The organism is Streptomyces sp. JH14, assembly GCF_029428675.1.
Lineage (GTDB): Bacteria > Actinomycetota > Actinomycetes > Streptomycetales > Streptomycetaceae > Streptomyces.
The window spans coordinates 1800992-1827875 of record NZ_JAJNEL010000001.1; the positions used below are offsets into that span (position 1 = coordinate 1800992).

General features: G+C 70.6%; 23 protein-coding genes. 15 read left to right on the forward strand and 8 right to left on the reverse strand.

Annotation, left to right across the window (positions count from 1 at the left end; translation table 11 throughout):
- Positions 1–17 precede the first annotated feature (17 nt).
- From LRD69_RS08145 to LRD69_RS08160, 4 genes are all read left to right on the forward strand, one after another.
- On the forward strand, positions 18–881 hold the full coding sequence (locus LRD69_RS08145) for a bifunctional DNA primase/polymerase (RefSeq protein ID WP_277325885.1): 864 nt from the start codon (positions 18–20) through the stop codon (positions 879–881).
- Positions 874–2349 carry an ATP-binding protein gene (locus LRD69_RS08150; protein ID WP_277325886.1) on the forward strand — a complete coding sequence of 492 codons (1476 nt, stop codon included), beginning with the start codon at positions 874–876 and terminating at the stop codon, positions 2347–2349. Before LRD69_RS08145 ends, LRD69_RS08150 begins: the two co-directional genes overlap by 8 nt.
- A gap of 446 nt (positions 2350–2795) precedes the next feature.
- The gene (locus tag LRD69_RS08155; protein ID WP_277325887.1) at positions 2796–3041 is read left to right on the forward strand and encodes a helix-turn-helix domain-containing protein; all 246 of its coding nucleotides are present in this window, start codon (positions 2796–2798) and stop codon (positions 3039–3041) included.
- A gap of 72 nt (positions 3042–3113) precedes the next feature.
- The gene (locus LRD69_RS08160) at positions 3114–4379 is read left to right on the forward strand and encodes a site-specific integrase (protein WP_277325888.1); all 1266 of its coding nucleotides are present in this window, start codon (positions 3114–3116) and stop codon (positions 4377–4379) included.
- Between the two features lie 78 nt (positions 4380–4457).
- Here LRD69_RS08160 and glnA read toward each other — a convergent pair whose 3' ends face one another.
- Complete coding sequence (gene glnA / locus LRD69_RS08165; protein WP_277325889.1) at positions 4458–5819, reverse strand: type I glutamate--ammonia ligase; 1362 nt, start codon at positions 5817–5819, stop codon at positions 4458–4460.
- 244 nt (positions 5820–6063) lie between these two features.
- Here glnA and LRD69_RS08170 point away from each other — a divergent pair, with 244 nt between their 5' ends.
- From LRD69_RS08170 to LRD69_RS08195, 6 genes are all read left to right on the forward strand, one after another.
- On the forward strand, positions 6064–6741 hold the full coding sequence (locus LRD69_RS08170) for a DUF3105 domain-containing protein (RefSeq protein ID WP_277325890.1): 678 nt from the start codon (positions 6064–6066) through the stop codon (positions 6739–6741).
- A complete protein-coding gene (locus LRD69_RS08175) occupies positions 6738–7487 on the forward strand; it encodes a DUF305 domain-containing protein (protein WP_277325891.1) in 750 nt (249 codons plus the stop codon). The genes LRD69_RS08170 and LRD69_RS08175 overlap by 4 nt, the downstream gene beginning before the upstream one ends.
- A gap of 140 nt (positions 7488–7627) precedes the next feature.
- Complete coding sequence (locus LRD69_RS08180; protein WP_277325892.1) at positions 7628–8053, forward strand: CBS domain-containing protein; 426 nt, start codon at positions 7628–7630, stop codon at positions 8051–8053.
- Positions 8054–8129: 76 nt separating this feature from the next.
- Positions 8130–8654, forward strand: a complete 525-nt coding sequence (locus LRD69_RS08185) for a hypothetical protein (protein ID WP_277325893.1) — start codon at positions 8130–8132, stop codon at positions 8652–8654.
- Positions 8655–8716: 62 nt separating this feature from the next.
- Entirely contained in the window at positions 8717–10381 is a 1665-nt protein-coding gene (locus tag LRD69_RS08190; protein WP_277325894.1) for a multicopper oxidase family protein, read from the forward strand.
- Positions 10382–10480: 99 nt separating this feature from the next.
- Entirely contained in the window at positions 10481–12235 is a 1755-nt protein-coding gene (locus tag LRD69_RS08195; RefSeq protein ID WP_277325895.1) for an NAD+ synthase, read from the forward strand.
- A gap of 181 nt (positions 12236–12416) precedes the next feature.
- On the opposite strand, the gene LRD69_RS08200 is transcribed toward LRD69_RS08195, so the two are convergent.
- The 4 genes from LRD69_RS08200 to LRD69_RS08215 form a co-directional block, all read right to left on the reverse strand.
- Complete coding sequence (locus LRD69_RS08200; protein WP_277325896.1) at positions 12417–13619, reverse strand: MFS transporter; 1203 nt, start codon at positions 13617–13619, stop codon at positions 12417–12419.
- 121 nt (positions 13620–13740) lie between these two features.
- Positions 13741–14763 carry an endonuclease/exonuclease/phosphatase family protein gene (locus LRD69_RS08205; RefSeq protein WP_277325897.1) on the reverse strand — a complete coding sequence of 341 codons (1023 nt, stop codon included), beginning with the start codon at positions 14761–14763 and terminating at the stop codon, positions 13741–13743.
- 190 nt (positions 14764–14953) lie between these two features.
- On the reverse strand, positions 14954–15628 hold the full coding sequence (locus LRD69_RS08210; RefSeq protein ID WP_277325898.1) for a TetR/AcrR family transcriptional regulator: 675 nt from the start codon (positions 15626–15628) through the stop codon (positions 14954–14956).
- 165 nt (positions 15629–15793) lie between these two features.
- Positions 15794–17398, reverse strand: coding sequence for a DHA2 family efflux MFS transporter permease subunit (locus LRD69_RS08215; protein WP_277325899.1), 1605 nt, complete (start codon positions 17396–17398; stop codon positions 15794–15796).
- Positions 17399–17555: 157 nt separating this feature from the next.
- On the opposite strand from LRD69_RS08215, the gene panB reads away from it, so the two are divergent.
- The 3 genes from panB (at position 17556) to LRD69_RS08230 (ending at position 20559) form a co-directional block, all read left to right on the forward strand.
- Positions 17556–18440, forward strand: coding sequence for a 3-methyl-2-oxobutanoate hydroxymethyltransferase (panB, locus tag LRD69_RS08220; protein WP_277325900.1), 885 nt, complete (start codon positions 17556–17558; stop codon positions 18438–18440).
- A gap of 245 nt (positions 18441–18685) precedes the next feature.
- The gene (locus LRD69_RS08225; RefSeq protein ID WP_277325901.1) at positions 18686–19711 is read left to right on the forward strand and encodes an ATP-binding cassette domain-containing protein; all 1026 of its coding nucleotides are present in this window, start codon (positions 18686–18688) and stop codon (positions 19709–19711) included.
- Complete coding sequence (locus tag LRD69_RS08230) at positions 19708–20559, forward strand: ABC transporter permease (protein ID WP_093774743.1); 852 nt, start codon at positions 19708–19710, stop codon at positions 20557–20559. Before LRD69_RS08225 ends, LRD69_RS08230 begins: the two co-directional genes overlap by 4 nt.
- Positions 20560–20571: 12 nt before the next feature.
- Here LRD69_RS08230 and LRD69_RS08235 read toward each other — a convergent pair whose 3' ends face one another.
- A complete protein-coding gene (locus tag LRD69_RS08235; RefSeq protein WP_277325902.1) occupies positions 20572–23964 on the reverse strand; it encodes a BTAD domain-containing putative transcriptional regulator in 3393 nt (1130 codons plus the stop codon).
- 228 nt (positions 23965–24192) lie between these two features.
- On the opposite strand from LRD69_RS08235, the gene LRD69_RS08240 reads away from it, so the two are divergent.
- Positions 24193–24990: a site-2 protease family protein gene (locus LRD69_RS08240; RefSeq protein WP_277325903.1), complete on the forward strand. Its 798-nt coding sequence runs from the start codon at positions 24193–24195 to the stop codon at positions 24988–24990.
- A 120-nt stretch (positions 24991–25110) separates the two neighbouring features.
- Here LRD69_RS08240 and LRD69_RS08245 read toward each other — a convergent pair whose 3' ends face one another.
- The gene (locus LRD69_RS08245) at positions 25111–25284 is read right to left on the reverse strand and encodes a hypothetical protein (protein WP_277325904.1); all 174 of its coding nucleotides are present in this window, start codon (positions 25282–25284) and stop codon (positions 25111–25113) included.
- Positions 25285–25383: 99 nt separating this feature from the next.
- Positions 25384–26094: an NADPH-dependent F420 reductase gene (npdG, locus tag LRD69_RS08250; RefSeq protein ID WP_277325905.1), complete on the reverse strand. Its 711-nt coding sequence runs from the start codon at positions 26092–26094 to the stop codon at positions 25384–25386.
- Positions 26095–26233: 139 nt separating this feature from the next.
- Between npdG and LRD69_RS08255 the strand changes: the two genes are divergently transcribed.
- The gene (locus LRD69_RS08255) at positions 26234–26836 is read left to right on the forward strand and encodes a hypothetical protein (protein WP_277325906.1); all 603 of its coding nucleotides are present in this window, start codon (positions 26234–26236) and stop codon (positions 26834–26836) included.
- Positions 26837–26884: the final 48 nt, after the last annotated feature.

A 26884-nucleotide genomic window follows, 5' to 3' on the forward strand; every position in this document is an offset into this window, starting at 1 on the left:
ACCTGGAGACATCCAGCATGACCCAACCGACTGACATTCGGGGAGAGCGCCTGCATACCGCTCGCTCCCTGGCAGCCTCCGGCGTGCCGGTGCTGCCGTTACGAGCTGGGAAGGTGCCGTTCGGCAACTGCCGCCGCTGCGCCAAAAACGCGTGCGGCGGCCGGCCGAACATGAAGACCCCCGGCCCCTGCACCTGCCCGCACCCGTGCCACGGCTGGGCCGCCGCCACCACCGACCCCCACGTCATCAACTCGCCGACGTGGGAACGGGCGTGGCGCGAAGCGGCGGCGGTGGCCTACCACCCCGGGGGCGCCGACCTCACCGTCGTCGACCTCGACAACCCCGCCGCCATCACGTGGGCCCGAGCGAGCCTGCCCGCCACACGGACCGTGCGCACCACCCGGGGCGAGCACTGGCTCTACCAGGGCGCCATGCAGTCCACCAACGCCGTACGGCCCGGTGTCGACATCAAGTCCACCATGGCCTACGCGCGGTGGCTCGGGCCCGGCACCGGCGCCATGACGGCACTCCCGGACGTCGTGCGCGCGCTGACCGTGAGGGAGTCGGCCCCGGCCCGACCCGTGGCCGTCACGGTGCCCGCACTGGTCGGGGGCGGGGCGTGCCCGCACCGCACACCCACGTATCTGGACCGTGGCATTGCCATGGCGGAGCAGCACATCACCGAAGCCTCTTGCGCGGTGCACGCCACCGTCTATCGGGCGTTCCTCGCCGTGCTGTCCACGCACGGTCGGTGCGGCTGCCTCACCGAGGCCCACATTGCGCGGCTGTTCACGGCCGCGCAGGCCAAGGGCGAATCGGCCCGGCACTGCACCGACGCGTGGACCAACGCCCTGACGAAGTTGGGACTGAGCCATGGCTGAGGACGACAAGACTCCCGCCCGCGAGGTCATCGCGGACTACGCGCAAGAGCACTTCCGGTACTTCCGCACTGCCGACGGGACCGTGTACGCGCAGAAGAAGGGGCACCCCGTGGCCCGTCCGATCCGCTCCCAGGGCACGACGGGCAGCCACCGCCAGGAACTCATGGTCGGCCTGTTCAAGGACGGGCGCGGCGTGTTCAACGGGTCCGCGCTCAAGGAGGCGTTGGACTTGATTGAAGCGCTCGCACTCACCGAGGACGTCCAGCCGGTCCATATCCGCGTCGCCCCTGGATTCGACGGGGCGACGTGGCTGGACCTGGGACGCGATGACGGGCAGTCCGTCCGCATCCACCCCACCGGCTGGGACATCCTCACCCCCGACCCTCGTGAGGTGTGCTGGCGGCGGACCCAGCTCACCGGGGAACTGCCCCTGCCGGCCAAGGACACCGACGGCAAGGGAATCGACCTGTTGATGCGGCTGTGCAACTTCGCCAACGCCGAGACCGAGTGCCTGGCCATCGCCTGGCTGATCGGCTGCCTGGGGCCGTCCGTGCCGGTCCCGGCGCCGTTCCTCACGGGGCCGCAGGGAGCGGGGAAGTCCACGGGTGGGCGGATGCTCGTGCGGATTGTCGAGGGCATGAGCGGTGACCTGCGCCGAGCGCCGAAGGATGAGGAGAACCTGATCGCGGCGGTTGCGGCCGGATGGGTCACCGCCCTGGACAACCTCTCCCACATGACGCCGGACCTGTCCGACGCCATGTGCTGCATCGTGACCGGAGCCGAGAGCGTCAAACGCGCCCTGTTCACCGACGGGGACGTGTTCCGCGTCGGCTACCGCCGCCCCCTGCTCCTCACCGGCATCGACGTGGGCGTCATCCGGCCCGACCTCGCCGAACGCCTCCTGCCGCTGCGGTTGGAGCGGCCCCGCGTCCGGCGTACCGAGGCGGAGCTGTGGGCGGAGTACGCGGAGGTTCTGCCGGTCGTGCTGGGCTCGCTTCTGGACCTCACGGTCAAGGTCCGTGCGGCCGAGGCAGAGACTCCTACCGATCTGCGGATGGCGGACTTCGCGCACCTGTGCGCGCAGCTCGATGTGGCAACCGGCCTCGGGGCGCTGCCCGCATACCGGGCGAGTCTGGACGACCTGAACGACGACGTGATCGAGGGTGATCTCCTCGCGCAGACCGTCCTCCGGCACGCCGACACCATCGAGCCGGGCGCCGCGCAGCAGATGACGTCCACCGAGTGGCTGTCCTGCCTCAGCCGCCTCTACAGCGGCGACGAACTGCGCCCCCTGCCAAAGGGCTGGCCCACCACCGGCAAGGTCCTCTCCGACCGGCTCAAGCGCCTCCAACCGACGCTCGCCGCCCGGGGCGTCCTCATCGACTCGGGCCGCACCAAGGCGGGCCGCTACCTCGAAATGACCCGCACGGACACCCTGCCCCCACACGACCAATCGCGGGCGTTCTGACCCGTGCTCCGCACGCTCACGCGAACAGCAAGAAGAGCACGTGCTCCTCTTGCTGTTCGGCGGAACGCCGCCCCAAGGTCGCGCCGCGCAGCGGCTCCTTCTTCACGCTGTGAGGCGCACCGAAGTACTACAGGCAGCCCCTTCTTTTTCCTAAGAGGGGAGACGCTGCGTCATCTGCGTCACCCAGGCCAGAAAATGGCCGATGACCTGCGACAACAGCGATGACGCAGGCGACTGACTCTGCGTCATCCTGCGTCACCTGCGTCACCCGGTGACGCAGGTGATGACGCACCGGTGACGCAGCCCCGATCCGCCACGTCACCCAAAGCAGCAGGTCAGGACCTTAGGTGACGCTGATGACGCGGTGACGCAGAAATCCGAACCTCGGACACACACAGAGTCCGAGGCCCCCGAAGCCAACGTGACTCAACTTCTGAGGACACCCCATGAGCCGAGCCCGTTCCGCTCAACCCGACCCCCGCGCCACCCTTCGCGGCGGCTTGCCCGATCGATACCTCACTCCCGGCGACATCGCCGAGATCTTCGGGGTCCCCCTCGAGACCGTCTACCAGTGGCGCAAGAAGCGGACCGGACCGGCCGGCTTCCGCATCGGCAAGCACCTGCGCTACGACCCCGCAGACGTTCAGGCCTTCGTCGTACAGCAGCAGCGCGCCGAGGTTGACGCGGCTTAGACCCGCTATCGCTGTTCCCCGGGAGGGCCACTTCGGTGGCCCTCCCTCTGCATGAGGAGACACAGACACCACATGGCCGGCCACATCCAAGACCGCTGGTTCAAGACCGAGAACGATGCCGACGGCAAGACGATCCGTACGAAGTCCGACCGCCACGGCACCGGTCTCCGCTATCGGGCCCGCTACATCGGCCCCGATGGCACCGAAAAGTCGCAGAGTTTCCCCGATGGGCAGAAGCGCAAGGCTGAGCAGTGGCTGACGAAGACCAAGGCCGACATGGACGGCGGCCGCTATATCGACCCCAAGGCCGGGCGAATCACTTTCCGTCAGTATGCGGAGAAGTGGCTTCAGTCGCAGACAACGGACCCCACGACGAGGGAACCGGTCGGTGTCCAGATCCGGCGCCACGCCATCCCTTACCTGGGGTCTCGTCCTCTCGGCACGTTCAAGCCGGAACACATCCGCGATTGGCTCGCGGCGCTGGAGCGGGCGATTCCCGCGTCCAGCTACCGGCGCGTGATCTTTGCGAGCGTCTCTGGGATCTTCGCCGCGGCCGTGGAGGACGACCACCTGCACCGGAACCCGTGCAAGTCCAGCACGGTCCGCGCCCCCGGCCCGAGCAATCGCCGTGTAGTGCCGTGGACTGCCCAGCGCACGTTCGCCGTGCGCGCCGCTCTCCCATCGCAGCACCGTGCCATCGTCGACCTAGGGGCCGGCTGCGGTCTGCGACAGGGCGAGATCTTCGGTCTTCCAGCCGATGAGATCAGGTTCGACGCTGGCTGGCTGCACGTCGCCTACCAAGTGAAGGTGTCCGGCGGAAAGCTCGTGTTCGCTCCTCCGAAGCGCGAAAAGGAACGGGACGTGCCTCTCGCCGACTCTGTCGCGCGCACCCTTAAGGAGCACATGGCTGCTCACCCTCCCGTAGCGGTGACGTTGCCGTGGCAGCGCCCTGACGGCCGCCCGGTCACGAAGCACCTCCTGTTCGTCCGGCCCGACGGCCGTGGCGCTCTGCGCCGTACGGACTTCAACACGCACTTCTGGAAGCCCGCACTCGTGGCGGCTGGAGTCATCCCTAAGCCCAGGCAGGGCGAACGTCACCAATCTGCCCGTGAGCACGGTATGCACGCCCTGAGGCACTTCTACGCGTCGGTGCTCTTGGACGCCGGCGAGAACATCAAGGCGCTGAGCACGTACCTGGGGCACACAGATCCCGGATTCACGCTCCGGGTGTATACGCATCTGCTGCCGAGCAGCGAGGGCCGCAGCCGCAAGGCAGTGGATTCCGTGTTCCGCCGCGGCGGTTCAGCGTCCGACGGCCCACAGACGGCCCAGCCGTAGCCGCACGGCCGAGAGGGCCCACGTTCGTCGACCGTGGGCCCTCTCGCAGAAGACTGCAGAGACAGCTCTGACCTGGTCCTACAGCACCGGCAGCAGAGCCTTCAGCTCGAAGGCCGTGACCTCGCTGCGGTACTCCTCCCACTCCTGCTTCTTGTTGCGCAGGAAGAAGTCGAAGACATGCTCGCCGAGCGTCTCGGCGACCAGTTCGCTCTTCTCCATCAGCGCGATCGCCTCGCCGAGGTTCTGCGGCAGCGGCTCGATGCCCATCGCGCGGCGCTCGGCGTCGGACAGCGCCCAGACGTCGTCGTCGGCGCCGGCCGGGAGTTCGTACCCCTCCTCGATGCCCTTGAGGCCCGCGGCGAGCAGGACCGCGTACGTGAGGTAGGGGTTGGCGCCGGAGTCGATGGAGCGGACCTCGACGCGGGCCGAGCCGGTCTTGCCGGGCTTGTACATCGGGACGCGGATCAGGGCGGAGCGGTTGTTGTGGCCCCAGCAGATGTACGAAGGGGCCTCGCCGCCGGCGCCCGCGGCGCGGGCGGAGCCGCCCCAGATGCGCTTGTACGAGTTGACCCACTGGTTCGTCACGGCGGAGATCTCCGCGGCGTGCTTGAGCAGGCCCGCGATGAAGGAGCGGCCGACCTTGGAGAGCTGGTACTCGGCACCCGACTCGTAGAACGCGTTGCGGTCGCCCTCGAAGAGCGAGAGGTGGGTGTGCATGCCGGAGCCGGGGTAGTTCGAGAACGGCTTCGGCATGAACGTCGCCTGCACACCCTGCTCCAGCGCGACCTGCTTCATGACGAGACGGAAGGTCATGATGTTGTCGGCGGTGGAGAGCGCGTCGGCGTACCGCAGGTCGATCTCCTGCTGGCCGGGGGCGCCCTCGTGGTGGCTGAACTCGACCGAGATGCCCATGGATTCGAGCATGGTGATCGCCTGGCGGCGGAAGTCCATACCGACGTTCTGCGGGGTGTGGTCGAAGTAGCCGGAGCTGTCGGCGGGGGTGGGGCGGCTGCCGTCGACCGGCTTGTCCTTCAGCAGGAAGAACTCGATCTCCGGGTGGGTGTAGAAGGTGAAACCCAGGTCGGAGGTCTTGGCGAGGATGCGCTTGAGGACATAGCGCGGGTCGGCGAAGGACGGCGAGCCGTCGGGCATCAGGATGTCGCAGAACATGCGCGCGGTGCCGGGGGCCTCCGCGCGCCAGGGCAGGATCTGGAAGGTGCTCGGGTCCGGCTTCGCGATCATGTCGGACTCGTACACCCGGGCGAAGCCCTCGATGGCCGAGCCGTCGAAGCCGATGCCTTCGTCAAACGCCTGCTCCAGCTCGGCGGGGGCCACGGCAACCGACTTGAGGAAGCCGAGCACATCGGTGAACCACAGGCGCACGAAGCGGATGTCGCGCTCCTCGAGTGTCCTGAGGACGAATTCCTGCTGCTTGTCCATAGCCACATCCTTGCAGTTCAGACGGTCTGTGCACCACCGCCCGGGGGAGGGGACAGACACCAGTATCACGACCCGGGATTTCACCCAGATTACGCACTCGACGTGACATGGAGCACTCGGCCACCCACTACGATCTGCGCCCATGGTGCCCATCGGGCCGAGCGGCCTCGCGACTGCCCGGTGTGTGCCGGTTTACTGACGTGTTCCTGCCCCTTTCCGCCTCTTCGCAGAAGGACCCGACGACATGAGCCTCGACCGCAGGACCCGCATAGAGCAGATGCGCAAGGCCGATCGTGCCCGGGACCGCCGCAACGTCGTCCTGGCCATAGGCCTGAGCGTCGCCGTCGTCGCAGGTCTGGTCGGGTTCGGTACCTACATGCTGCTGGAGAAGTCCGAGGCCGCGGAGAAGAAGGAGACCGCCGCGGCACAGGATGCGAAGGCGGCCGCTGCGGACAAGGAGAAGCTGGCCGCCGAGCCGATCAAGGGGCTGAAGACGTGGGACGCGAAGAAGCTGACCCGCAACCACGTCACCACGACCGTGACGTACCCGATGAAGCCCCCGGTCGGCGGTGACCACAACCCCGTCTGGATGAACTGCGACGGCGAGGTGTACAAAAAGGCGATCCCCGACATGAGCGCCGTGCACTCGCTGGAGCACGGGTCGGTCTGGGTGACGTACACGGACAAGGCCTCGGACGCCGATGTGGCCAAGCTCGCGGAGCGCGTCGGCAGGACGCCGTACTCGCTGATGAGCCCGTACCAGGACCAGACCGGCACCATCACGCTGAGCGCCTGGGGCAACCAGGTCACTGTGGACAGCGCGGACGACCGGCGGGTGGACCAGTTCTTCGCCAAGTTCGTGCAGGGCGCGCAGACGCCCGAACCGGGTGCCTCGTGCACGGGCGGGCAGGGGGCCCAGTGACCGCTGTGCGCCGCACCCAGTGGGCAGCGGGTTCCATCGTCGCGCTCGCGCTGCTCTTCGCGGGGGCGGCGACGGTCGCCGCGGCCCGGGACGACACGGCGGACGGGAAGCAGTCCGGAGCAGCGCCGGCGGTGGTCCGGTCGCCCACCGCGGATTCGGCCGACGCCGGGTTCGCGCGTGACATGGCGGTCCACCATCAGCAGGCCGTGGAGATGTCCTTCCTCGTGCGTGACCGCACGCAGAACGAGGAGGTACGGCGTTTCGCGTACGACATCGCCAATACGCAGGCCAACCAGCGGGGCATGCTGCTCGGCTGGCTGGACCTGTGGGAGCTGCCGAAGGTGGTCCCCGGCCAGGAGCCGATGGCGTGGATGACGGCCCACGGCGGTCACGACATGGCCGGCATGGACGACATGGCCGGTATGGACGACATGGCCGGCATGGATGACACGACGGCAGGGCCGGGCGGCGGCTTCACCGCGCATGACGGGGCCCTGATGCCCGGCATGGCCACCCGGACCGAGCTCGACCGGCTGAGGAAGGCCGACGGCAAGCAGGCGGAGATCCTCTACCTCCAGCTGATGACCGACCACCACAAGGGCGGTGTCGCCATGGCGCGCGGCTGCGCCCAGCTCTGCACGGTGGACGTGGAGCGGCGGCTGGCCCAGGGCATGGTCGACGCCCAGCAGTCTGAGCTGGACGCGATGGCGCAGATGCTGGCGACACGCGGGGCCGGGCCCAGGTAGTCACCGGTGTCCCCCGGCACACGTAACACCGGGGGATGCACCCGAATGGGTGATTGCGGTCGCGTAACCCGAACGGCCCCATGACGATGGATTCTCTAGGGGTTGTCACGGCATGCCCATAGGCACCAGGAGGAATCCCCATGACCACCGCCAAGGACATCATGCACACCGGGGCCCAGTGGATCCCGGCGCACGAAACGCTCGACCGGGCCGCCCAGCTGATGCGCGAACACAACGTCGGCGCCCTGCCCATCTCGGCCAGCGGCGAACAGGACCGGATGATCGGCATCCTCACGGACCGCGACATCGTGCTCGGCTGCGTGGCGTTGGGCCACGATCCGTCGAGGGTGACCGCGGGTGATCTCGCCCAGGGCACACCCCGCTGGATCGACGCCGGCGCAGGGCTGGACCAGGTTCTGGAGGAAATGCAGAGCCATCGAATCCGTCGGCTCCCGGTGATCGAGAACAAGAAGCTGATCGGGATGATCAGCGAGGCGGATCTGGCACAGCACCTCTCCGAGGACCAGATCGCGCTCTGGGTCGAGAAGGTCTACGCCACCAGCTGACCGACCGGCGGCCCGGGACGACGGGTGCCGGGCCGCCGCCGTGCGGGGTATACCCGGCGGGGGTAGTGTGCTGCGCATGGGCCCGAAGAGCAGTGCGACATACGGACAGCTGATGCTGTTCGCCGCGCTGCTGTTCGGAATCTCCACCATGCACACCGTGGGGCATCCGGCGGAACACCACAGCCATGACGCCGTGGTGACGGTGGGCCAGTCGGCCCATGGGGCGGATGCGGCCGGCGGAACACGCATGGTCCCTGCGCCCGATGGTGCTCGCGTGACGGCGCACGGGCCCGATGCGGCGCGCGTGACGAGTGCGGGGCCCGAGGCGCCCGGGGCGACGGAGCTGTCGGCGGTCCCGATGGAGGCCGCATCCGAGCTCGCCTCCGTCCTGCCTGCGGCGATGGGCGGCGGCATGGACTCCATGGCGGCCTGCCTCGCCGTGCTGGGGACCTGGGGTGCCGTCCTCGCCGCCTGTCTGATGGCACTCCGGCCGACGGATCGTCTCCGGCAAGCGGCCTGCGCACCGCTGTCGCGGGCCCTGTGGCCCTCTCACCTGTCCGGAAGGACTGTGCTCGCCAGGTCGTCGGTGCTGCGGATATAGGGAGCGGCTCGCTCCGCATCCCTCCCTCAGCACACCGACGACACCATGAGGTGTAGCCAGTCATGCGCACTCAGCACACTCGACGCGCCGTGCTCGGCGCCGGAATCGCCTTGGCCGGAACGGGAGTTCTGACCGCCTGCTCCAGCAGGACGGACGAGGCCGGGTCCGCCGGGAACCAAGGCGCGATGAACCATGACGACACGGCCCACAACGGTACGGCCCGCGACGGCGTGACCCGGAAGCCGTCGTCCCCGGCGAAGAGTCACGGAGAGTACGTCTCGCCCGACGGCGAGGAGGTCGCGGCGGTCGAGGCCAAGCGGGGCTCGGGTCCCGAACGGAAGGTCCGCCTCACCGCCACCCCGGCCCGCCTCGATCTGGGCGGCGGTCTCACCGTGCCCTCCTGGGCGTACGGGGACCGGCTGCCCGGCAAGGAGGTCCGGATCACCGCGGGCGACACCCTGGCGGTCACGCTCGCCAACCACCTGCCGCAGCCGACCACCCTGCACTGGCACGGCCTGCATGTGCGGAACAACATGGACGGCGTTCCCGGCCTGACCCAGCCGGGCATCAAACCGGGCGCGGAGTTCGCGTACCGCTTCGCGGTGAAGCAGTCGGGGACGTACTGGTTCCACCCGCACCTGGGTGTCCAGCAGGACCGTGGCCTGTATGCGCCACTGATCATCGAGGACCCGAAGGAGCCGCTGTCGTACGACAAGGAGTGGGTCGTCCTCCTCGACGACTGGCTCGACGGGGTGGAGGGTTCCACGCCGGACGGGGTGCTCAACGAGCTCACCAAGGGCATGGGCGCCATGGACCACGACACGGAGGACATGGATCACGGGTCCGACAACAAGTCCGGGTCCGGTCCCTCGCGGGTGCTGATGGACGCCCAGAGCAGGCTGCTCGGCGGGGCCGCGAGCGACGTCGCCTACCCGTACTACCTGATCAACGGCCGCATCCCGACGGCCCCGACCACGTTCACGGCGAAGCCCGGCGACCGGATCCGGTTGCGCATCGTCAACGCGGGCGGCGACACCCCCTTCCGCGTCGCGCTCGGCGGCCACCGGATGACCATCACGCACGCGGACGGCTTCCCGGTCGAGCACACCACGACGGACTCACTGCTGCTGGGCATGGGTGAGCGGTACGACGTGCTGGTCACCGCGGGGAACGGGGTGTTCCCGCTGACCGCACTCGCGGAGGGGAGGAACATGTCGGCGCTGGCCCTGCTCCGCACCGGCGGTGGCGCGGCACCGGCGGCCTCCGTACGGCCGAAGGAGCTGGACGGGCAGCTGGTGTCGGCCTCCGAGCTGAAGGCGGACAAGGCCGTGGCGCTGGCCGCCCGCGCGCCCGACCGGACGATCCGGATCAAGCTGACCGGCGGCATGAGGTTGTTCGACTGGGCCTTCGACCACACGATGTACGACCCCGCTCATCGCCATCCGGTCGAGGCGGGCGAGCGGGTGCGGCTGGAGTTCTACAACATCACGGAGATGTGGCACCCGATCCACCTGCACGGGCACACGTTCGCGCTCGCCGGCGGCGCGGGACCGCGTTCGGTGCTGGACCGGGCTCCCGGGGCGCGCAAGGACACCGCGGTCGTCCTGCCCAACAGCTCGGTGGCCGTGGAGTTCGACGCGGACAACCCGGGGCTGTGGATGCTCCACTGCCACAACGTCTACCACTCGAACGTGAACATGATGACGGTCATCGGCTACCGCCGCTGACCGGGTCCTGGCGGGCCGCGGCAGGGGGTGTGCACGCCGCGGCAGCGCACCGGCGGCCCGCCAGGACATCGCGTCAGAAAGACGATTACACTGTGCCGCGTGCCTCAACTACGCCTCGCTCTGAATCAGATCGACTCGACCGTCGGTGACCTCGCCGGCAACGCCGAGGCGATCGTCCACTGGACCCGGCACTCCGCCGAACAGGGCGCCCACCTGGTGGCGTTCCCCGAGATGGTCCTGACCGGTTATCCCGTCGAGGACCTGGCCCTGCGGTCGTCCTTCGTCGAGGCGTCGCGGGACGCGCTGCGTGCGCTGGCCGTCCGTCTCGACGCGGAGGGCTTCGGGGAGCTGCCGGTCGTCGTCGGTTACCTCGACCGTTCCGAGAAGGCCCAGCCCCGCTACGGCCAGCCCGCCGGGTCGCCGCAGAACGCCGCCGCGGTGCTGCACCGCGGGCAGGTCGCGCTGACCTTCGCCAAGCACCACCTGCCCAACTACGGCGTCTTCGACGAGTTCCGGTACTTCGTGCCGGGCGACTCGATGCCGGTCGTGCGGGTCCATGGGGTCGATGTCGCCCTCGCGATCTGCGAGGACCTCTGGCAGGACGGCGGCCGCGTGCCGGCCGCCCGGGCCGCCGGGGCCGGGCTGCTGCTGTCGATCAACGCCTCGCCGTACGAGCGGGACAAGGACGACACCCGGCTGGCTCTGGTCCGCAAGCGGGCCCAGGAGGCCGGCTGCACCACCGCCTATCTGGCGATGATCGGCGGCCAGGACGAGCTCGTCTTCGACGGCGACTCGATCGTCGTCGACAAGGACGGCGAGGTGATCGCCCGGGCCCCGCAGTTCGCCGAGGGCAGCGTGGTCCTCGACCTCGATCTGCCGGCCGCCGCACCCGAGGCGCCGTCCGGGGTGGTCAACGACGGTCTGCGGATCGACCATGTGGTCCTCTCCGACAAGCCCGTCCCGGCGTACGAGGCGGAGCTGGCCGGCGGCTATGCGGAGCGGCTCGACGACGACGAGGAGCTGTACTCGGCACTGGTCGTGGGGTTGCGCGCGTACGCCGCGAAGAATGGTTTCAGCAGTGTGCTGATCGGGCTCTCCGGCGGGATCGACTCGGCGCTCGTCGCGGCCATCGCGTGCGATGCGCTGGGGGCGCAGAACGTGTACGGCATCTCGATGCCGTCGAAGTACTCCTCGGACCACTCCAAGGGGGACGCGGCGGAGCTGGCGCGGCGTACCGGGCTGAACTTCCGCACCGTACCGATCGAGCCGATGTTCGACGCGTACATGGAGTCGCTGGGGCTCACCGGTCTCGCCGAGGAGAACCTGCAGTCGCGGCTGCGCGGCACGATGCTGATGGCCGTCTCCAACCAGGAGGGCCAGATCGTGCTCGCGCCGGGCAACAAGTCGGAGCTGGCGGTCGGCTACTCGACGCTGTACGGCGACTCCGTCGGCGCGTACGGACCGATCAAGGACGTCTACAAGACGTCGATCTTCCGGCTGGCGAAGTGGCGCAACCGGGCCGCGGAGGAACGCGGTCAGACGCCGCCGATCCCGGAGGCCTCGATCACCAAGCCGCCCAGCGCCGAGCTGCGGCCGGACCAGGTCGACACGGACTCGCTGCCCGACTACGAGGTTCTGGACCGGATCCTGGAGATGTATGTCGACCGGGACCTGGGGCTGGACACGATCGTGGCGGCCGGGTTCGACGAGGCGCTGGTGACGAAGACGCTGCGGATGGTCGACACGGCTGAGTACAAGCGGCGGCAGTACCCGCCGGGCACGAAGATCTCCGCGAAGGGGTTCGGCAAGGACCGCCGGCTGCCGATCACGAACCGGTGGCGCGAGTCCGGGTGAGCCGTGAGGGTGGGCCGGGTCCGGGAGGACCCGGCCCACCCCGGCAGCCGTTCCGTATCGCTCGATCGGGCCGAACCTCCCGAGTCCATGCCCGAGGGCGACGTGTCTCCAGGGCCGCCAGGGGGCAGGTTCAAGCCCGTCCGGTGCTCACGGTCGCGCGCCCCAGGGCGCGCGACGCCGCTCAGCACACGTCCGCGTGGCTCCCGTCCCGCGCGCCCGTCACCACGCGCGACGCGCCCCGCACCCCGTGGTCCAGTGCTCCCGCCGTCGCCGCCACGGCCAGGCCCGCCACGGTCAGGGCCGCGCCCACCAGGGCCGGAGACGTCCAGCCCCAGCCCGCGGCGATCGCCGCGCCGCCCAGCCAGGCTCCGCCGGCGTTGGCGAGGTTGAAGGCCGAGTGGTTGGAGGCGGAGGCCAGCGTCGGGGCGTCCTTCGCCTTTTTCATGACGAGCATCTGCAGCGGTGTCGTGGTCATGAACCCGACCCCGCCGAGCAGGACGACCATCACCAGCGCCGCCCACTTCACCTGTACCGCGAACGGGAAGACCACCAGGACCGCCACCAGGGCGGTCAGCGAGCCGTACAGCGTGGGCCGCAGGGCGCGGTCCGTCAGTGGTCCGGCGGCGAGTGCGCCGAGCGTCATGCCGATACCGAACAGCGCCAGCACCAGCGTCACCGAGGATTCGCCGAAGCCCATCACCTCGGTCGTCATGGCCGACAGGTACGAGTAGACGGCGAAGACCCCGGCGAACCCGAGGACGGCGGTCAGCAGGCCGAGCAGTACCTGCCGGTTGCCGAGGGCCCGCACTTCGCGGCCGAGGCCCTGGTGCGCGTCGACCGGTATGTGCGGGACGAGCCGGGCGAGCGCGGTCATCGAGCCCAGGCCGATCACGGCGACGACCAGGAAGGTCGCGCGCCAGCCGAGGTGCTGTCCGAGCAGGGTGGCCGCCGGTACGCCGACGATGTTGGCGACGGTGAGGCCGAGGAACATCGTCGCCACGCCCCTCGCCTGCCGCCCCTCGTCGACCAGCCGTGCGGCGACGACGGCGCCGACGCCGAAGAAGGCGCCGTGCGGCAGTCCGGCCAGGAAGCGGCCGGCGACCAGCCAGCCGAAGCCGGGGGCGAACGCGGAGGCGAAGTTGCCGAGCGTGAACAGGGCCATCAGCAGCAGGAGCATCCGCTTGCGCGGAATCCGGGAGCCGACCGCGGTGAGCAGCGGGGCGCCGAGGACGACGCCGAGCGCGTACGCCGATACGAGATAGCCGGCGGTGGGGACGGACGTACCCAGATCGTCCGCGACGTTGGGCAGCAGGCCCATCATCACGAACTCGGTGGTCCCGATGCCGAAGGCACTGATGGCCAGCGCGAGGAGAGCCAAGGGCATGAGGGGGAGACCTTTCCGCAGGGGATCCCGGTCCGCCGGCTCCCTCGCCGGCCGGTCCTTGTTCCCGATTGGAACAAATACTCTCAGACGCTCTGCGCCATGAGGTGAACGGACCGTTTCGTCAGAGTTCGACGCGGGCGGCGATCGGGAGATGGTCGCTGTCCGTCGCCGGGAGCGTCCACGACGACATCGGTTCGACGCCCCTGACCATGATCTGGTCGATCCGGGCCATCGGGAACGACGCCGGCCAGCTGAAGCCGAAGCCGTCTCCGGCCGCGCCCTGGGTGGATCGCATCTGGGACGTGACCGCGTTCAGCGAACGGTCGTTCATCGTGCCGTTGAGGTCGCCCAGCAGGATCACCCGGTCGAGGCGTTCGTCGGCGATGGCCTCGCCGAGCGCGTCCGCGCTCGCATCGCGCTGGTTCGCGGTGAATCCGGCGTTCAGTTTGACCCGTACGGACGGCATGTGGGCCACGTAGACCGCGACCTCGCCGTTCGGCGTCGACACCGTGGAACGCATCGCCCGGATCCAGCCCATCCTGATGTCCACGGGCCGGGTGTTGCCCATCGGGTACTTGCTCCACATACCGACGGTCCCCTCGACCGCGTGGTACGGATAGCGTGCGGCGAGCGCCGACTCGTACGCCGGGACCCGGTCGGCCGGCAGCTCCTGCAGAGCGATGACGTCCGCGCCCGAAGCCGCGACCTGCCGGGCGGTGCCCGCGGGGTCGGGGTTGTCCGCGTTGACGTTGTGGGTGGCGACGGTGAGGTCGCCGCCGCTGCCGGACTTGTCGGTGAGCAGTCCGCCGAAGACGTTGAGCCAGACGACGGCCGGCAGCAGCAGGGCGATCAGTGCGGTCGCCGAGCGGCGCACCAGGCCCAGGACGAGACACAGCGGCACGAATAGGCCGAACCACGGCAGGAAGGTCTCGGAGAGGCTGCCGAGGTTGCCGATGGTGTTCGGGATCTCCGCGTGGAAGATCATCACGAAGGTGACCAGCACGGCGCAGACGGCGAGCACGATGCCGCGCCGCCACATGCCCTTGCCGCCGGTCCATCTGTCGCGCAGGTCCCGGAACCGCGATCCGGTGCGCTGCGGTCCCGCGCTGCCGTTCTCGGTGTCCGCCCTGTACGCCTGAACCATCGCGCTGTCCTCACTGCCTTGCCGTGCACATCGCCGCGTCCCCGACCCTAGGGGATGAGCCATGCATTTCCTGCCGTCGACGACGGCCGTACTGCCACGAGGACGTGGGGCGCGGTCCGGCAGGTTCCGGCCGTGAGGGCTCTGCGTGACCTTGTGACAGAACGCTCACATGCGCCCGGGCCCGGGCGCGTCAGCTGCGACCTGCGCCTTTGCCGGTCGCCTGGGCGGCAGGAACGGGGGGCGCAGGGGCGGCCGGGCGTGGGGCCAGGCCCTCGACCAGGGTCTGGATGATGCGGTCGGCCAGGTCCTCGGGCAGTTCCGCATCGGTCCTGTGAATGGTCCGTACGAGCATGGGGCCGACGAACAGGTCGTCCATCAGTTCCACGTCCAGGTCCGCCCGGAGCTCCCCCGCGTCGACCGCCCGCTGCACGGCCGCCCGCATCGCACGGCGGCGGGGTTCGATCACGGTGGAGTGGTACTCGGCCCAGAGCTTGGGGTGACTCTTCATCTGCGCGAAGACGTTGTGGAGGAAGACCGACGAGCGCTGGGCGAGGCCGCGCCTGCGCAGCGACTCCAGCATCAGGCGCAGATCGGCGAGCCCTGCGGTGCCGGAGACGACCGGTTCCTCGGGTTCGATGTCGCGCAGTACGTCGACGAAGAGCTCTTCCTTGCCGCACCAGCGCCGGTAGATGGTGGCCTTGCCGACCCCCGCGGTCCGGGCGATGCGCTCGATGGACAGGCCGGCCAGGGGCTCGCCGCCTTCCAGCAGTGCGACGACCGCGTCCAGGATGGCCCGTTCGGCAGCCACGCTGCGGGGTCGGCCACGCCGCGGCTCCTCGTCCTGCCCCTGTACCTGTACGTGCACCTGGTTCCACCTTTCGCCGCACCTGTCCGGCCCGGCCCCGATTCTCGCCGACACGGACGGTGCCGTGCCTCCGCCCCGGGCGCCCCGGAGTGTCCCGGGGCGCCCGGGGCGGCCCTGTTCAGTTGCGCGGGGCCGTGGGTGCCACCGGCCGCGCGGCCCCGGGTGTCACCGGCCCGCGCCCGCCGGCACGGCCCGGTCGTCCTCGCCGGCCGGCTGCACGGCGGGCGCCTTGCCCGGCAGGAACAGGCCAACCACGAGCGCGCCGATCAGGGCGACGGCCGCCGAGCCGACGGCGGTGACGTGCATGGCGCCGAGGAAGGCGTCGTTCGCCGCGGCGACCAGCGGCCGGCCGGCCGGGCCGAGCTTCTCCGCGACGCCGAGCGTCGCCTCGATCGACTCCCCCGCCGCGTCCCTGGCCGCGGCCGGGACCGTACCGAGGTGGCCCTCGATGTCACCGCGGTAGACGGTGGAGAGCACCGAGCCCAGGACGGCGATCCCGAGCGCCCCGCCGACCTGGCGGAACGTGTTGTTGATGGCCGAGCCTGAGCCTGCCTTCTCGCGCGGCAGCGCCTGCATCACGGCGACGGTGACGGGCGGCATGACGTGCGCCATGCCGGTTCCCTGGACGAAGAAGACCACGCACATCACCCAGACCGGAGTGGTGGCGTCGAACAGCGTGAACGCCGCCAGTCCGGCCGCGACAAGCAGCATGCCGGCCGTGCACACGGCGCGGGCGCCGAACCTCGCCACGACCAGCCGGGCGCGCGGCGCGAAGATCATCTGCGCGGCGGCCAGCGGCAGGATCAGCAGGCCGGACTGCAGGGCGCTGTAGCCGCGCACGCTCTGCAGGTAGAAGGCGGAGAAGAAGGTCACCCCCATCAGCGCGAAGAAGACCAGCGCGACGGCGGCGACGGCGGCGGAGAACGCGCCGTTCCTGAAGTACGCGATGTCGATGGCCGGGTGGCTGCTGCGCTTCTCGTGCCAGACGAACCCGGTCAGGACGAGCAGGCCGCCGATGATCGACAGGAGGACGACGGGGTCGCCGAAGTCGGCGAGTTCGCCGCCGCGGATGATGCCGAACACGAGCAGGACCAGGCCGACGATGGAGAGGACGACTCCGAGCGGGTCGATCCGGCCCGGCTTCGGGTCCCGGGAGTCCGGCACCAGCACCACCATGGCGATCAGCGCAATGATCACCACGGGCACGTTGACCAGGAAGATCGAGCCCCACCAGAAGTGTTCGAGCAGCAGTCCGCCGGTGATCGGGCCGATGGCGATGGCCAGGCCGACGCTGCCGGCCCAGATGCCGATCGCCTTGGGCTGCTCATCGCGCTCGAAGACGTTCATCAGGATGGCGAGCGTGGCGGGCATCACGAACGCGGCGCCGAAGCCCATCACGGCGCGCCAGGTGATGAGTTCGCCGGGCGATCCGGACATGGCGGCGAGGGCCGAGCCGATACCGAACAGCAGAATGCCGAAGAGCAGGATCTTCTTGCGCCCGATGCGGTCGCCGAGCAGTCCGGCGGTGAAGAGCAGTCCGGCGAAGACGAGCGTGTAGGAGTTGATCGCCCACTCCAGCTCGCTCTGGGTGGCTCCGAGGCCGGTGGGCGCCGGGGAGGCGATGGTCTTGACCGCGACGTTCAGGATCGAGTTGTCCAGCACCACGATGAGCAGGCTGAACATCAGGACGACGAGGATCGCCCAACGGCGACGGTGGATCGCTTCGGGAACACGGGACGCGGCCGCAGGAGGGCCGGACGGTATCGACATGGCACGGAGCCTATCCCTCTTTCGATACGAGACCGTCTCGTATTGGAAAGTCTTTGCCGAGTGGGCCCACTTCCCGGGAACGGCCGGGGGATGCCACCATGGAACCGGTCCGGGGACGCCGTCAGGGCGCCTCGAGATGACGAAGGAGCCGTTGGCCATGTCGCTTCAGGCTGCGCAGAACCAGCCCGCAACACCGGCAGGAGCCCCCACCGACAGCAGCAAGGCGCTGTACGGAGGCAAGAGCACCCGCCGCATCACCGTCCACGACATCGCCGCCGCCACCGAGCGCGGCGAGAAGTGGCCCATGCTCACCGCCTACGACGCGATGACCGCGTCCGTCTTCGACGAGGCCGGCATCCCGGTCATGCTCGTCGGCGACTCGATGGGCAACTGCCACCTCGGCTACGAGACCACCGTGCCCGTCACGATGGACGAGATCGCCATCCTCTCCGCCGCTGTCGTACGGGGAACCAAGCGCGCCCTCATCGTCGGCGACCTCCCCTTCGGGGCGTACCAGGAAGGGCCCGTCCAGGCCCTGCGCAACGCCACCCGGCTGGTCAAGGAGGCCGGCGTGGGTGCGGTGAAGCTGGAGGGCGGTGAGCGGTCGCTCGCCCAGACCGAGCTGCTCGTGTCGTCCGGCATCCCGGTCATGTCGCACCTCGGCCTGACCCCGCAGTCCGTCAACACCATGGGCTACCGGGTGCAGGGCCGCAACGACGAGGCCGCACACCGGCTGATCCGGGACGCCAAGGCCGCCCAGGAAGCGGGCGCGTTCGCCGTCGTGCTGGAGCTCGTTCCGGCCGAGGTCGCCGCCGAGATCACCCGCAGCCTGCACATCCCGACCGTCGGCATCGGCGCGGGCCCGGACACCGACGCCCAGGTCCTGGTCTACACCGACATGGTCGGGCTGACCGGGGGCAAGGTGCCGCGCTTCACCAAGCAGTACGCGAACATGCGCAAGGTGCTCGGCGACGCGGCGAAGGAGTTCGCGAACGAGGTCGTCGGCGGCACGTTCCCGGCCCCGGAGCACACCTTCCACTAGGGCCCCGCGTCCGGATCCCGGTCCGGCCGAAGACCCCAGGAACGGACCGGTCCCCTCCGACAGGACCACTGGCCACTGCCCGCACCACGACAGCCCGCCGACTTCCCCCATCGGCGGGCTGTCGGTGTGTTCGCGCCGCCGGCAGGTGCGGGGCGCGTCCGTCGACGGCATGTCGGCGGACTGTCGGCGGAGTGTCGGCGGACTGTCGGCGGAGTGTCGGCGGAGTGTCAGTGGCGGATGGTCCCATGGTGGGCATGACGCGAATCGACAAGAACCCCAGGACCGGCGGCCACGCCGTCGAGGTACGGGGGCTGGTCAAGCACTACGGCGAGACCAAGGCTCTGGACGGCGTGGACCTCGACGTGCGCGAGGGCACCGTCCTCGGCGTGCTCGGCCCCAACGGCGCCGGCAAGACCACGCTCGTGCGCTGCCTCTCCACCCTCATCGTGCCGGACGCCGGACACGCCACCGTCGCGGGCTACGACGTGGTGAAGCAGCCCCGGCAGCTGCGCCGGATCATCGGCCTGACCGGCCAGTACGCCTCGGTCGACGAGAAGCTCTCCGGCTGGGAGAACCTCTACATGATCGGGCGCCTCCTCGACCTGCCCCGCAGGACCGCGCGGGCCCGTGCCGACGAACTGCTGGAGCGGTTCTCGCTCACCGACGCCGCCAAGCGGCCCGCGATGAACTACTCCGGCGGCATGCGGCGCCGTCTCGACCTGGCCGCCTCGATGATCGGCAGCCCGGCCGTGCTCTACCTCGACGAGCCGACGACGGGGCTCGACCCCCGAACCCGTAACGAGGTCTGGGACGAGGTGCAGCGCATGGTCGCGGAGGGGGCGACCGTGCTGCTCACCACCCAGTACATGGAAGAGGCCGAGCAGCTCGCCAACGAGCTCACGGTCATCGACAAGGGCAAAATCATCGCCAACGGCCGGGTCGACGAGCTCAAGGCGAAGGTCGGCGGTCGCACCCTGCAGATCCGGCCCACGGACCCGGCCCAGCTGCCCGCCATGGCCCGGGCGCTCGCGGAGGCCGGCCTCGACGGGGTCGCCGGTTCGCAGGCCGTCCCGGACGAGGGAATGCTGTACGTCCCGATCCTCAGCGACGACCAACTGACCGCTGTCATCGGCCTGTTCGCCGGACGCGGTCTGTCCATCGCGCACATCGCCACCGCGCTGCCCAGCCTCGACGAGGTCTTCCTGGCCATCACCGGCGAGAAGACCGCGCCGTCCGTGACCGACACGATCCCCGAGGAGGTCGCGGCATGAGCACGGCGACTCTGACGCCCGACGCCCCGACCGGCACCGCACCGGCGAAGGCTCTCCACGACGAGGGCCGGATCGGCCTGCGCGGTAATCTGCGGCACATCGGCGCGCTGGTGCGGCGCAATCTGCTCCAGATCAAGCAGGACCCGGAGTCGATGTTCGACGCGCTCCTGATGCCGGTCATCTTCACGCTGCTGTTCGTGTACGTCTTCGGCGGCTCCGTCGGCGGAAGTCTGGGCGGCGGCCGGCAAGAGTACATCAACTATCTGATCCCCGGCCTGATGGCGATGATGGGCATGAACATCGCCTCCGCGGTCGGCACCGGCGTCAACGACGACTTCCGCAAGGGCGTCATGGACCGGTTCCGGACGATGCCGATCGCCCGTTCCTCCGTCCTGATCGCGAAGATCGTGGTCGAGCTCGGCCGGATGATGGTCGCCACGGTGATCCTGCTGGCCATGGGCTTCGCCCTCGGCCTGGAGATCAAGACCTCGGTGCTCGGCCTGCTGGAAGCGGTCGCGCTGTCGGCGGTGTTCGGCGCCGCCATCATGTGGATCTTCATCCTGCTCGGGCTGTCCCTGAAGACGTCCCAGTCGGTTCAGGCGATGGGATTCCTCGTGCTGATGCCCCTGCAGTTCGGTTCGTCGATCTTCGCCCCGCCGGCCACGATGCCGGGCTGGCTCCAGGCCTTCACCGACTACAACCCGCTGTCCAATCTCGCGGACGCGGCACGCGGGCTGATGCTCGGCGGTCCGGTCGCGCACTCGGTGTGGCTGACGCTCGGCTGGGCCGCCGTCATCACCGCGGTGACGGCGCCCCTCGCGGTCGCCAAGTTCCGCAAGAAGACCTGACGCGGCCCCGGTTCACTCCCGGTACGCGTCGACCAGAGCGATGGCCTCCTCCAGAGCGAGGCCATCGCCTTCGGCGTACATGGCCGCGTAGCCCGCCTCGCCGAGAACGGCGCGGGCCGCCGCCTCCGCCTCGACGTAGTTCCTCCGCTCTATCGCCGTCGGCACATGGCCGTTCGGCAGCAGACCGCTGCCCGCGCCCAGCAGCCGGGCGGCGAGGGCCGCCCGGCGCTCGCCGCCGAGTCCGCCCAGGGCCCGCGCGAGGGTGACGAGGTTGATGACGGACATCTGGGGCGCCACCATCTGCGCCAGCGGATCCCCGGACCGCTTCAGCGCCTGCCGGCCCCGGGCCAGGGCGTCCGCGTACAGCCCCTCCTGGTTGTCCAGCCAGGCCTGCCCGCCCAGCACGAACCCTTCGAAGATCGCCAGGGTCTCGGATCTGAACTCCTCGCCCAGCTCGGCGTACTGTTCACGGGCTTCGGCGATGCGGCCGGTGCTGCCCAGCAGCATGGCGAGGAAGAGCCGCGCGAACGGCATTGCCTCGTGTCCCGCCGCCCGCCCCTCGGCGAGCACCTCGCGCAGGATCGCCTCGCCCTCCGCGCTGCGGCCCAGTTCGGCGAGCGCGGAGGCGTACCGGGTACGCAGCACCGCCACCTGGGACTGGGCACCGAGCCGCTCGGCGTAGCCGATGGCGGCCTGGTAGTCGTCGGCCGCGCGGGTGTAATCGCCCCGCCGCTCGTTGGCCTCCCCGCGGGAGGAGAGCGACTCGGCGGCGCCCCAGTCGTCACCGAGCCGGCTGAAGATCTCCAGGCTCTCGTCGGCGTCCACGCGGGCCTCGCCCGACCAGTCGGGGCGGTTGGCCAGCACATTGGCGCGCATCTGGAGCGCTGCTGCCAGCTCCCACTCGTAGCCGAACTCGCGGGCGGCACGGACCGTTTCGTCCACCAGTTCGCGCAGGTCCGCGACGCCCCCGGTGAGCATGACCGCGAAGAACCAGAGCGACGCAGGGGCACGGCAGGTCTGCGGCTGACCCACCCGGTAGGTGGCGGCGATGACGCGTAGCCGCTCCATGCTCTTCTCGTTGGTCCACTCGTCCAACGCATGATCCATGCTGACCAGTTGGATCAGGCCGACACCGCGCCGCGCCTCCTGGAGCAGCTCCGGGCCCATCGGCGGCGGCGCGTCGGTGCACCGTTCCCGGATGGACGGGGCGGGCCGGGCAGGCGGGGCGAAGGGATCCGGGCCCAGCGCGGCGGCCGCGTCGGCCCAGTGCAGGGCGTCGGCGCGCAGATCGCGCATCTGCCAGTACCAGGAGAGCGAGAGCACCAGGCAGACCGCCTCCTGCTCGTCGCCGGCGGCGACGGCGTGGCGCAGGGCGGTGCGCAGATTCTCGTACTCCCGCTGGAGGCGGGCGATGGCTGCCCGCTGCCCGGCGCCGCGCAGCAGGGGGTCGGTGGTCCGGGCCAGCTCCCGGAAGTGCACCAGGTGGCGCCGCTCGACGGCGGCCCGCTCCCCAGCCTCGTCGAGCCGCTCGGCGGCGTACTCGCCGACGGTCTCCAGCAGCCGGTAGCGCATTTCCCCGTCGTCGGCGGGTGCGGCGACGACGAGGGACTTGTCGACGAGCGAACCGAGCACCCCTGCGACCTCCCGCGCGTCCTGCGGCCGGTCCGCGCAGACCTCTTCGGCCGCGGTCAGCGTGCAGCCGCCGGCGAAGACGGACAGCCTGCGCAGTACGGCGCGTTCGGATGCGTCGAGGAGGTCCCAGGACCAGTCGACGACGGCGCGCAGTGTCTGCTGGCGCGGCAGCACGGTACGGGCCCCACTGGTCAGCAGGCGGAACCGGTCGTCGAGCCGGTCGGCGATCTGGCGCGGGCTGAGCATCCGCAGCCGGGCGGCGGCGAGTTCGATGGCGAGCGGCAGTCCGTCGAGCCGGCGGCAGATCTCGGCGGCGGCCGCCGCGGTCTCCTCGTCCGCGTCGATCCGGAAGCCCGGCTTCGCGGCGGCGCCGCGGTCGGCGAGCAGGCGCAGCGCCATCGGGTCGGGCAGCGGGTCGACGGGGCGGACGAACTCGCCCGGTACACCGAGGGGTTCACGGCTGGTGGCCAGGACGGTGAGGTCCGGGCAGTGGACGAGCAGATGGTCGGCGAGCGCGGCGGCGGCCTCGATGACGTGCTCGCAGTTGTCGAGGAGCAGCAGCATGCGGCGCCGGGAGCAGTGCTCGGTCAGCCGGACGAGCGGATCGCCCGCACTGCGCTCGGCGGCCCGGAGCTCCTCGGCGCCTGCGCCGCGCAGCACGGTCTCGCGGGCGCCGAGGGCGGTCAGTACGGCTTCGGGCACGGTCTCCGGGTCGTCGACGGGGGCGAGCTCGGCCAGCCAGACGCCGTCCGGCCAGGCGGGTGCGACGGACTCGGCGGCCTCCTGGGAGAGCCGGGTCTTGCCCGCGCCCCCGGGTCCGAGAAGGGTGACGAGGCGGGCTTGCGCGAGGTCGCCCCGCAGCACCTCGATATCGGCCTCCCGCCCGACGAAACTGGTGAGCCTGGCGCGCAGGTTGCCCAGGGCGACGGGGATCGGCCCGGGAGCGGGTTCCGGCGCGGGGGTGCGGCCCGGTGCGGCAACCGTGGGCGACCCGGCCACCCGGCCGGGCGCGGCCGCCGGGGCCTGCGCCGGCCCGGATGGCGGCGGCCCCGGCTCCTGATGGAGCAACTCGGCGTGAAGGGACCGCAGTTCCGGGCCCGGGTCCGCGCCGAGGCGGTCGGCGAGCCCGGTGCGTACCTCCTCGTACGCCGCCAGCGCCTGCGCCGTACGTCCGGCGTCCCGCAGTGCCCGCAGGCGCAGCGCCTGGAGCGGTTCGTCCATCGGGTGCTCGGCGCAGAGCGCGACCAGTTCCGGCAGGACCTCGTCGGCGCGGCCCAGCGCGAGCGCGGCGGCGAACCTGGCGCGGCGGGCGTCGAGCCGGCGGGCCGTCCAGCGGGCCGTGACGGCGGCGCGGTCGGGCAGATCGGCGAGGGCCGGACCCCGCCACAGGGCGAGTGCGTCGTCGAGGACGGTGGCGGCCTTCGCCGGATCGCCCGCGTCCAGGGCGCGCATCCCCTCCCCCGTGAGCCGCTCGAAGCGGTGCAGGTCGACCGCGTCGGGCTCGACGGCGAGCCGGTAGCCGCTCTCGGCGGAGGCGATCGCCGCATGCCCGAGAACCCGCCGGAGCCGGCCGACGAGCGCCTGCAGGGCGCCCACCGCGTCGGCGGGCGGCTCGCCGTCCCACACCTCGTCGACCAGCACCGCGGCCGGGACCGCGCGGCCGGGACGCAGTGCGAGAACGGTCAGCAGGGCGCGCAGCCGCGCCCCACCGATGGCGACGGCCGTGCCGTCGTCGTGGAGTGCCTGCGTGGTGCCGAGGATGCTGTAGCGCACGCGCCTATTCTCCGCGACCGGGACCGGTGGGCGGACTCGCGTCCGTCAGCGGCACTTCCACCTGGTCCCCAGCGTTGTCCGAAGGTCCACCGGCGTTACTTGTCATGCCCCTACCTTGTCCGGAACCACCACCGCGACGCGAGACGTTTCCGCCGTGTCGACTGTACGGTCGGGGCGCGCATCCCCCCGATGCCCGCCCCTGCCGCCGAGCCACCTGGAGTCCCGCCGATGACCACCGCAGCAGCAGCCCGCAGCGACCGGCGGATCAGTCCCGTCTTCCTCGGGATCGTCGCCGTCATGGCCGTCTCGGGCTGGGCGGTGTGGACGGACTTCGCGGAGCAGCCCGGGTTCGCGATCTTCCTCTTCGTGACCGCGGCCTGGGTCGTGTCGCTCTGTCTGCACGAGTACGCGCACGCCCGCACCGCGCTGCACAGCGGGGACGTCTCGATCGGGGCGAAGGGGTATCTGACTCTGAACCCTCTCGCGTACACCCATGCACTGCTGAGCATCGTGCTGCCGGTGCTGTTCGTGATCCTGGGCGGGATCGGGCTGCCCGGTGGCGCGGTCTTCATCGAGCGCGGCCGGATCAGCGGCCGCTGGAAGCACAGCCTGATCTCGGCGGCGGGCCCCCTGACGAACGTCCTGTTCGCGGTCGTCTGCACGGCGCCGTTCTGGCTGCACGCGCTGGACGGTGTCCCGAGCGGGTTCCAGTACGCCCTGGCGTTCCTGGCGCTGCTTCAGGTCACCGCGGCGATCCTGAACTTCGTACCGGTCCCGGGGCTGGACGGATACGGGGTGATCGAGCCCTGGCTCTCGTACCGCATCCGGCGCCAGGTGGAGCCGTTCGCGCCCTTCGGCCTGCTCGCGGTGTTCGGGCTGCTGTGGATCCCCGAGGTCAACACCGTCTTCTTCGACGCGATCCACAGCCTGCTGCAGGCGCTGGACGTCAGCGAGTTCCACACGTACTGCGGCTTCGACGCCTACCAGTTCTGGCAGAAGCCGAATCCGGCCTGCAGCGTCGGTTAGGACCTTGCTTCCGGATCAGGCCGGATCACGTCGGACCGGGGAGCGACCGCCTCGGAGCAGTTGCGCCGGCCGGGACTCGACCCGGCCGGTCCCCCGCGGAGGGAGTTCGTGGGACGGCCCTCAGGCCGCGGTCTCCGCGCGGTGCTTGCGCAGGTAGTACCACGCCATGTTGGAGGAGAGGCCCGCCAGCAGCACCCAGATGACCCCGAGCCAGCTGCCCTGGGCGAACGAGATCACGGCCGCACCGACGGTCAGGACGCAGGCGGCGAGGGCATAGAGAGCGAGGCGGGGCATGGGAGGCAGCTCCTGTCCGGGGGTGGTGCGCGGTCCCGTCCAGTGTCCCCCATGTCCCGTTCCGCTCTCCGCGGGGTGCGGCCGTGGGTGCCCGTCGGCTCAGACGTCGGTGGTACGCAGCCCGGCGTGCGCCTTGTAGCGGCGGTTGACCGAGATCAGGTTGGCGACCAGCGACTCGACCTGGTGGGCATTGCGCAGGCGGCCCGCGAAGATGCCCCGCATGCCGGGGATGCGGCCGGCGAGCGCCTGCACGAGGTCGGTGTCGGCGCGGGCGTCGCCCAGCACCAGCACATCGGTGTCGATCTCCTCGATCGCCTCGTCCTGGAGCAGCACCGCCGAGAGGTGGTGGAAGGCGGCGGTGACCCGGGAGTCGGGCAGCAGGGCGGCGGCCTGCTCGGCGGCGCTGCCCTCCTCGGGCTTCAGGGCGTACGCGCCCTGCTTGTCGAAGCCGAGCGGGTTGACGCAGTCGATGACGAGCTTCCCGGCGAGTTCGTCGCGCAGCGACTCCAGGGTCTTGGCGTGTCCTTCCCACGGCACGGCGACGATCACGACGTCGCTGCGCCGGGCGCATTCGGCGTTGTCCCAGCCCTCGACGCCAAGGCCCAGCTCGTCGGCGGCGGTCCGGGCACGGTCCGCGGCACGCGAGCCGATGATCACCTTCTGCCCGGCGCGGGCGAGCCGGTACGCGAGCCCGCGGCCCTGCGGGCCGGTGCCGCCGAGCACGCCGATGGTCAGCCCGGACACGTCGGGAAGGTCCCAGGGGTCCTTGGCGGGGGGCTTGGGCGCGGTACCGCTGTCATTCGTAGTCATGCGCCCGACACTACTGCGCGCCATGGAGGGCGACGCAGCGTCGCACCCGTGCGACATCCGTCACCGCACCTGCCCCGTTCGGCTGGTTCGGTACCGTTCGCCGGTACGGGGGGCTGGTCCTGCGGCATGATGCCGGGCCATGGATGCCGTACGCGTCGCCCTGCTCCGTGAAGTGCTCGCCGGGACCGAGTGGCCGGCGGCGGCCCGCCGGTTCGCGGGGACCCTCCGGTCGTCCGTCGTTCCGCACGGCGGCGGGCTGCTGCTGGTGGGCACGGAGGGGTACGAGCCGTGGCACCTGGCGGCCCATCTGGTCGACGAGTCCACCTGGGCCGGGCTGCCGGAGCTGGTGCCCACGCTCGTACGGCACCGGGTGGAGCCGGGAGATCCGGCGCATCTGTCCGTCGGTCCTGGCCGGATCGAGGCGGCCGGGCGGGGCGAGACGCTGCTGCTGGTGGCCCCGGAGCGGCCCGGCGACGGCCTGCTGGAGCGGGTGCACGACGCACGCCGGGCCGGGGCGACGGTGCTGTCGCTGGACGACGGCGATCCGGAGGTGCACGGGCTTGCCCATGAAGCACTCACGGTGAGCCGCACCGACGATGTGGACCTGGACACCGTGCAGCACTTGGTGAGCGCGGCGGCCGGCGAGAACAGCGCCCCCGCGCCCCGCGGTCGCCACCGCTTCCGGGACAGGCTGTCCCGGCTCGCCGATCAGCTGACGGCGCCGCCTCCCGCGCGCTGGTGAGGTCTCACGGTCCCCGGCGGAACCGACCGGCCACAGCTGCGGCAGGTA

Bases quoted from the DNA above. Each gene is read 5' to 3' on its own strand.
- LRD69_RS08145 (WP_277325885.1), top strand. From the start codon at position 18: ATGACCCAACCGACTGACATTCGGGGAGAGCGCCTGCATACCGCTCGC.
- LRD69_RS08150 (WP_277325886.1), top strand. From the start codon at position 874: ATGGCTGAGGACGACAAGACTCCCGCCCGCGAGGTCATCGCGGACTAC.
- LRD69_RS08155 (WP_277325887.1), top strand. From the start codon at position 2,796: ATGAGCCGAGCCCGTTCCGCTCAACCCGACCCCCGCGCCACCCTTCGC.
- LRD69_RS08160 (WP_277325888.1), top strand. From the start codon at position 3,114: ATGGCCGGCCACATCCAAGACCGCTGGTTCAAGACCGAGAACGATGCC.
- glnA (WP_277325889.1), bottom strand. From the start codon at position 5,819: ATGGACAAGCAGCAGGAATTCGTCCTCAGGACACTCGAGGAGCGCGAC.
- LRD69_RS08170 (WP_277325890.1), top strand. From the start codon at position 6,064: ATGAGCCTCGACCGCAGGACCCGCATAGAGCAGATGCGCAAGGCCGAT.
- LRD69_RS08180 (WP_277325892.1), top strand. From the start codon at position 7,628: ATGACCACCGCCAAGGACATCATGCACACCGGGGCCCAGTGGATCCCG.
- LRD69_RS08185 (WP_277325893.1), top strand. From the start codon at position 8,130: ATGGGCCCGAAGAGCAGTGCGACATACGGACAGCTGATGCTGTTCGCC.
- LRD69_RS08190 (WP_277325894.1), top strand. From the start codon at position 8,717: ATGCGCACTCAGCACACTCGACGCGCCGTGCTCGGCGCCGGAATCGCC.
- LRD69_RS08200 (WP_277325896.1), bottom strand. From the start codon at position 13,619: ATGCCCTTGGCTCTCCTCGCGCTGGCCATCAGTGCCTTCGGCATCGGG.
- LRD69_RS08205 (WP_277325897.1), bottom strand. From the start codon at position 14,763: ATGGTTCAGGCGTACAGGGCGGACACCGAGAACGGCAGCGCGGGACCG.
- LRD69_RS08215 (WP_277325899.1), bottom strand. From the start codon at position 17,398: ATGTCGATACCGTCCGGCCCTCCTGCGGCCGCGTCCCGTGTTCCCGAA.
- panB (WP_277325900.1), top strand. From the start codon at position 17,556: ATGTCGCTTCAGGCTGCGCAGAACCAGCCCGCAACACCGGCAGGAGCC.
- LRD69_RS08225 (WP_277325901.1), top strand. From the start codon at position 18,686: ATGGTGGGCATGACGCGAATCGACAAGAACCCCAGGACCGGCGGCCAC.
- LRD69_RS08230 (WP_093774743.1), top strand. From the start codon at position 19,708: ATGAGCACGGCGACTCTGACGCCCGACGCCCCGACCGGCACCGCACCG.
- LRD69_RS08240 (WP_277325903.1), top strand. From the start codon at position 24,193: ATGACCACCGCAGCAGCAGCCCGCAGCGACCGGCGGATCAGTCCCGTC.
- LRD69_RS08245 (WP_277325904.1), bottom strand. From the start codon at position 25,284: ATGCCCCGCCTCGCTCTCTATGCCCTCGCCGCCTGCGTCCTGACCGTC.
- npdG (WP_277325905.1), bottom strand. From the start codon at position 26,094: ATGACTACGAATGACAGCGGTACCGCGCCCAAGCCCCCCGCCAAGGAC.
- LRD69_RS08255 (WP_277325906.1), top strand. From the start codon at position 26,234: ATGGATGCCGTACGCGTCGCCCTGCTCCGTGAAGTGCTCGCCGGGACC.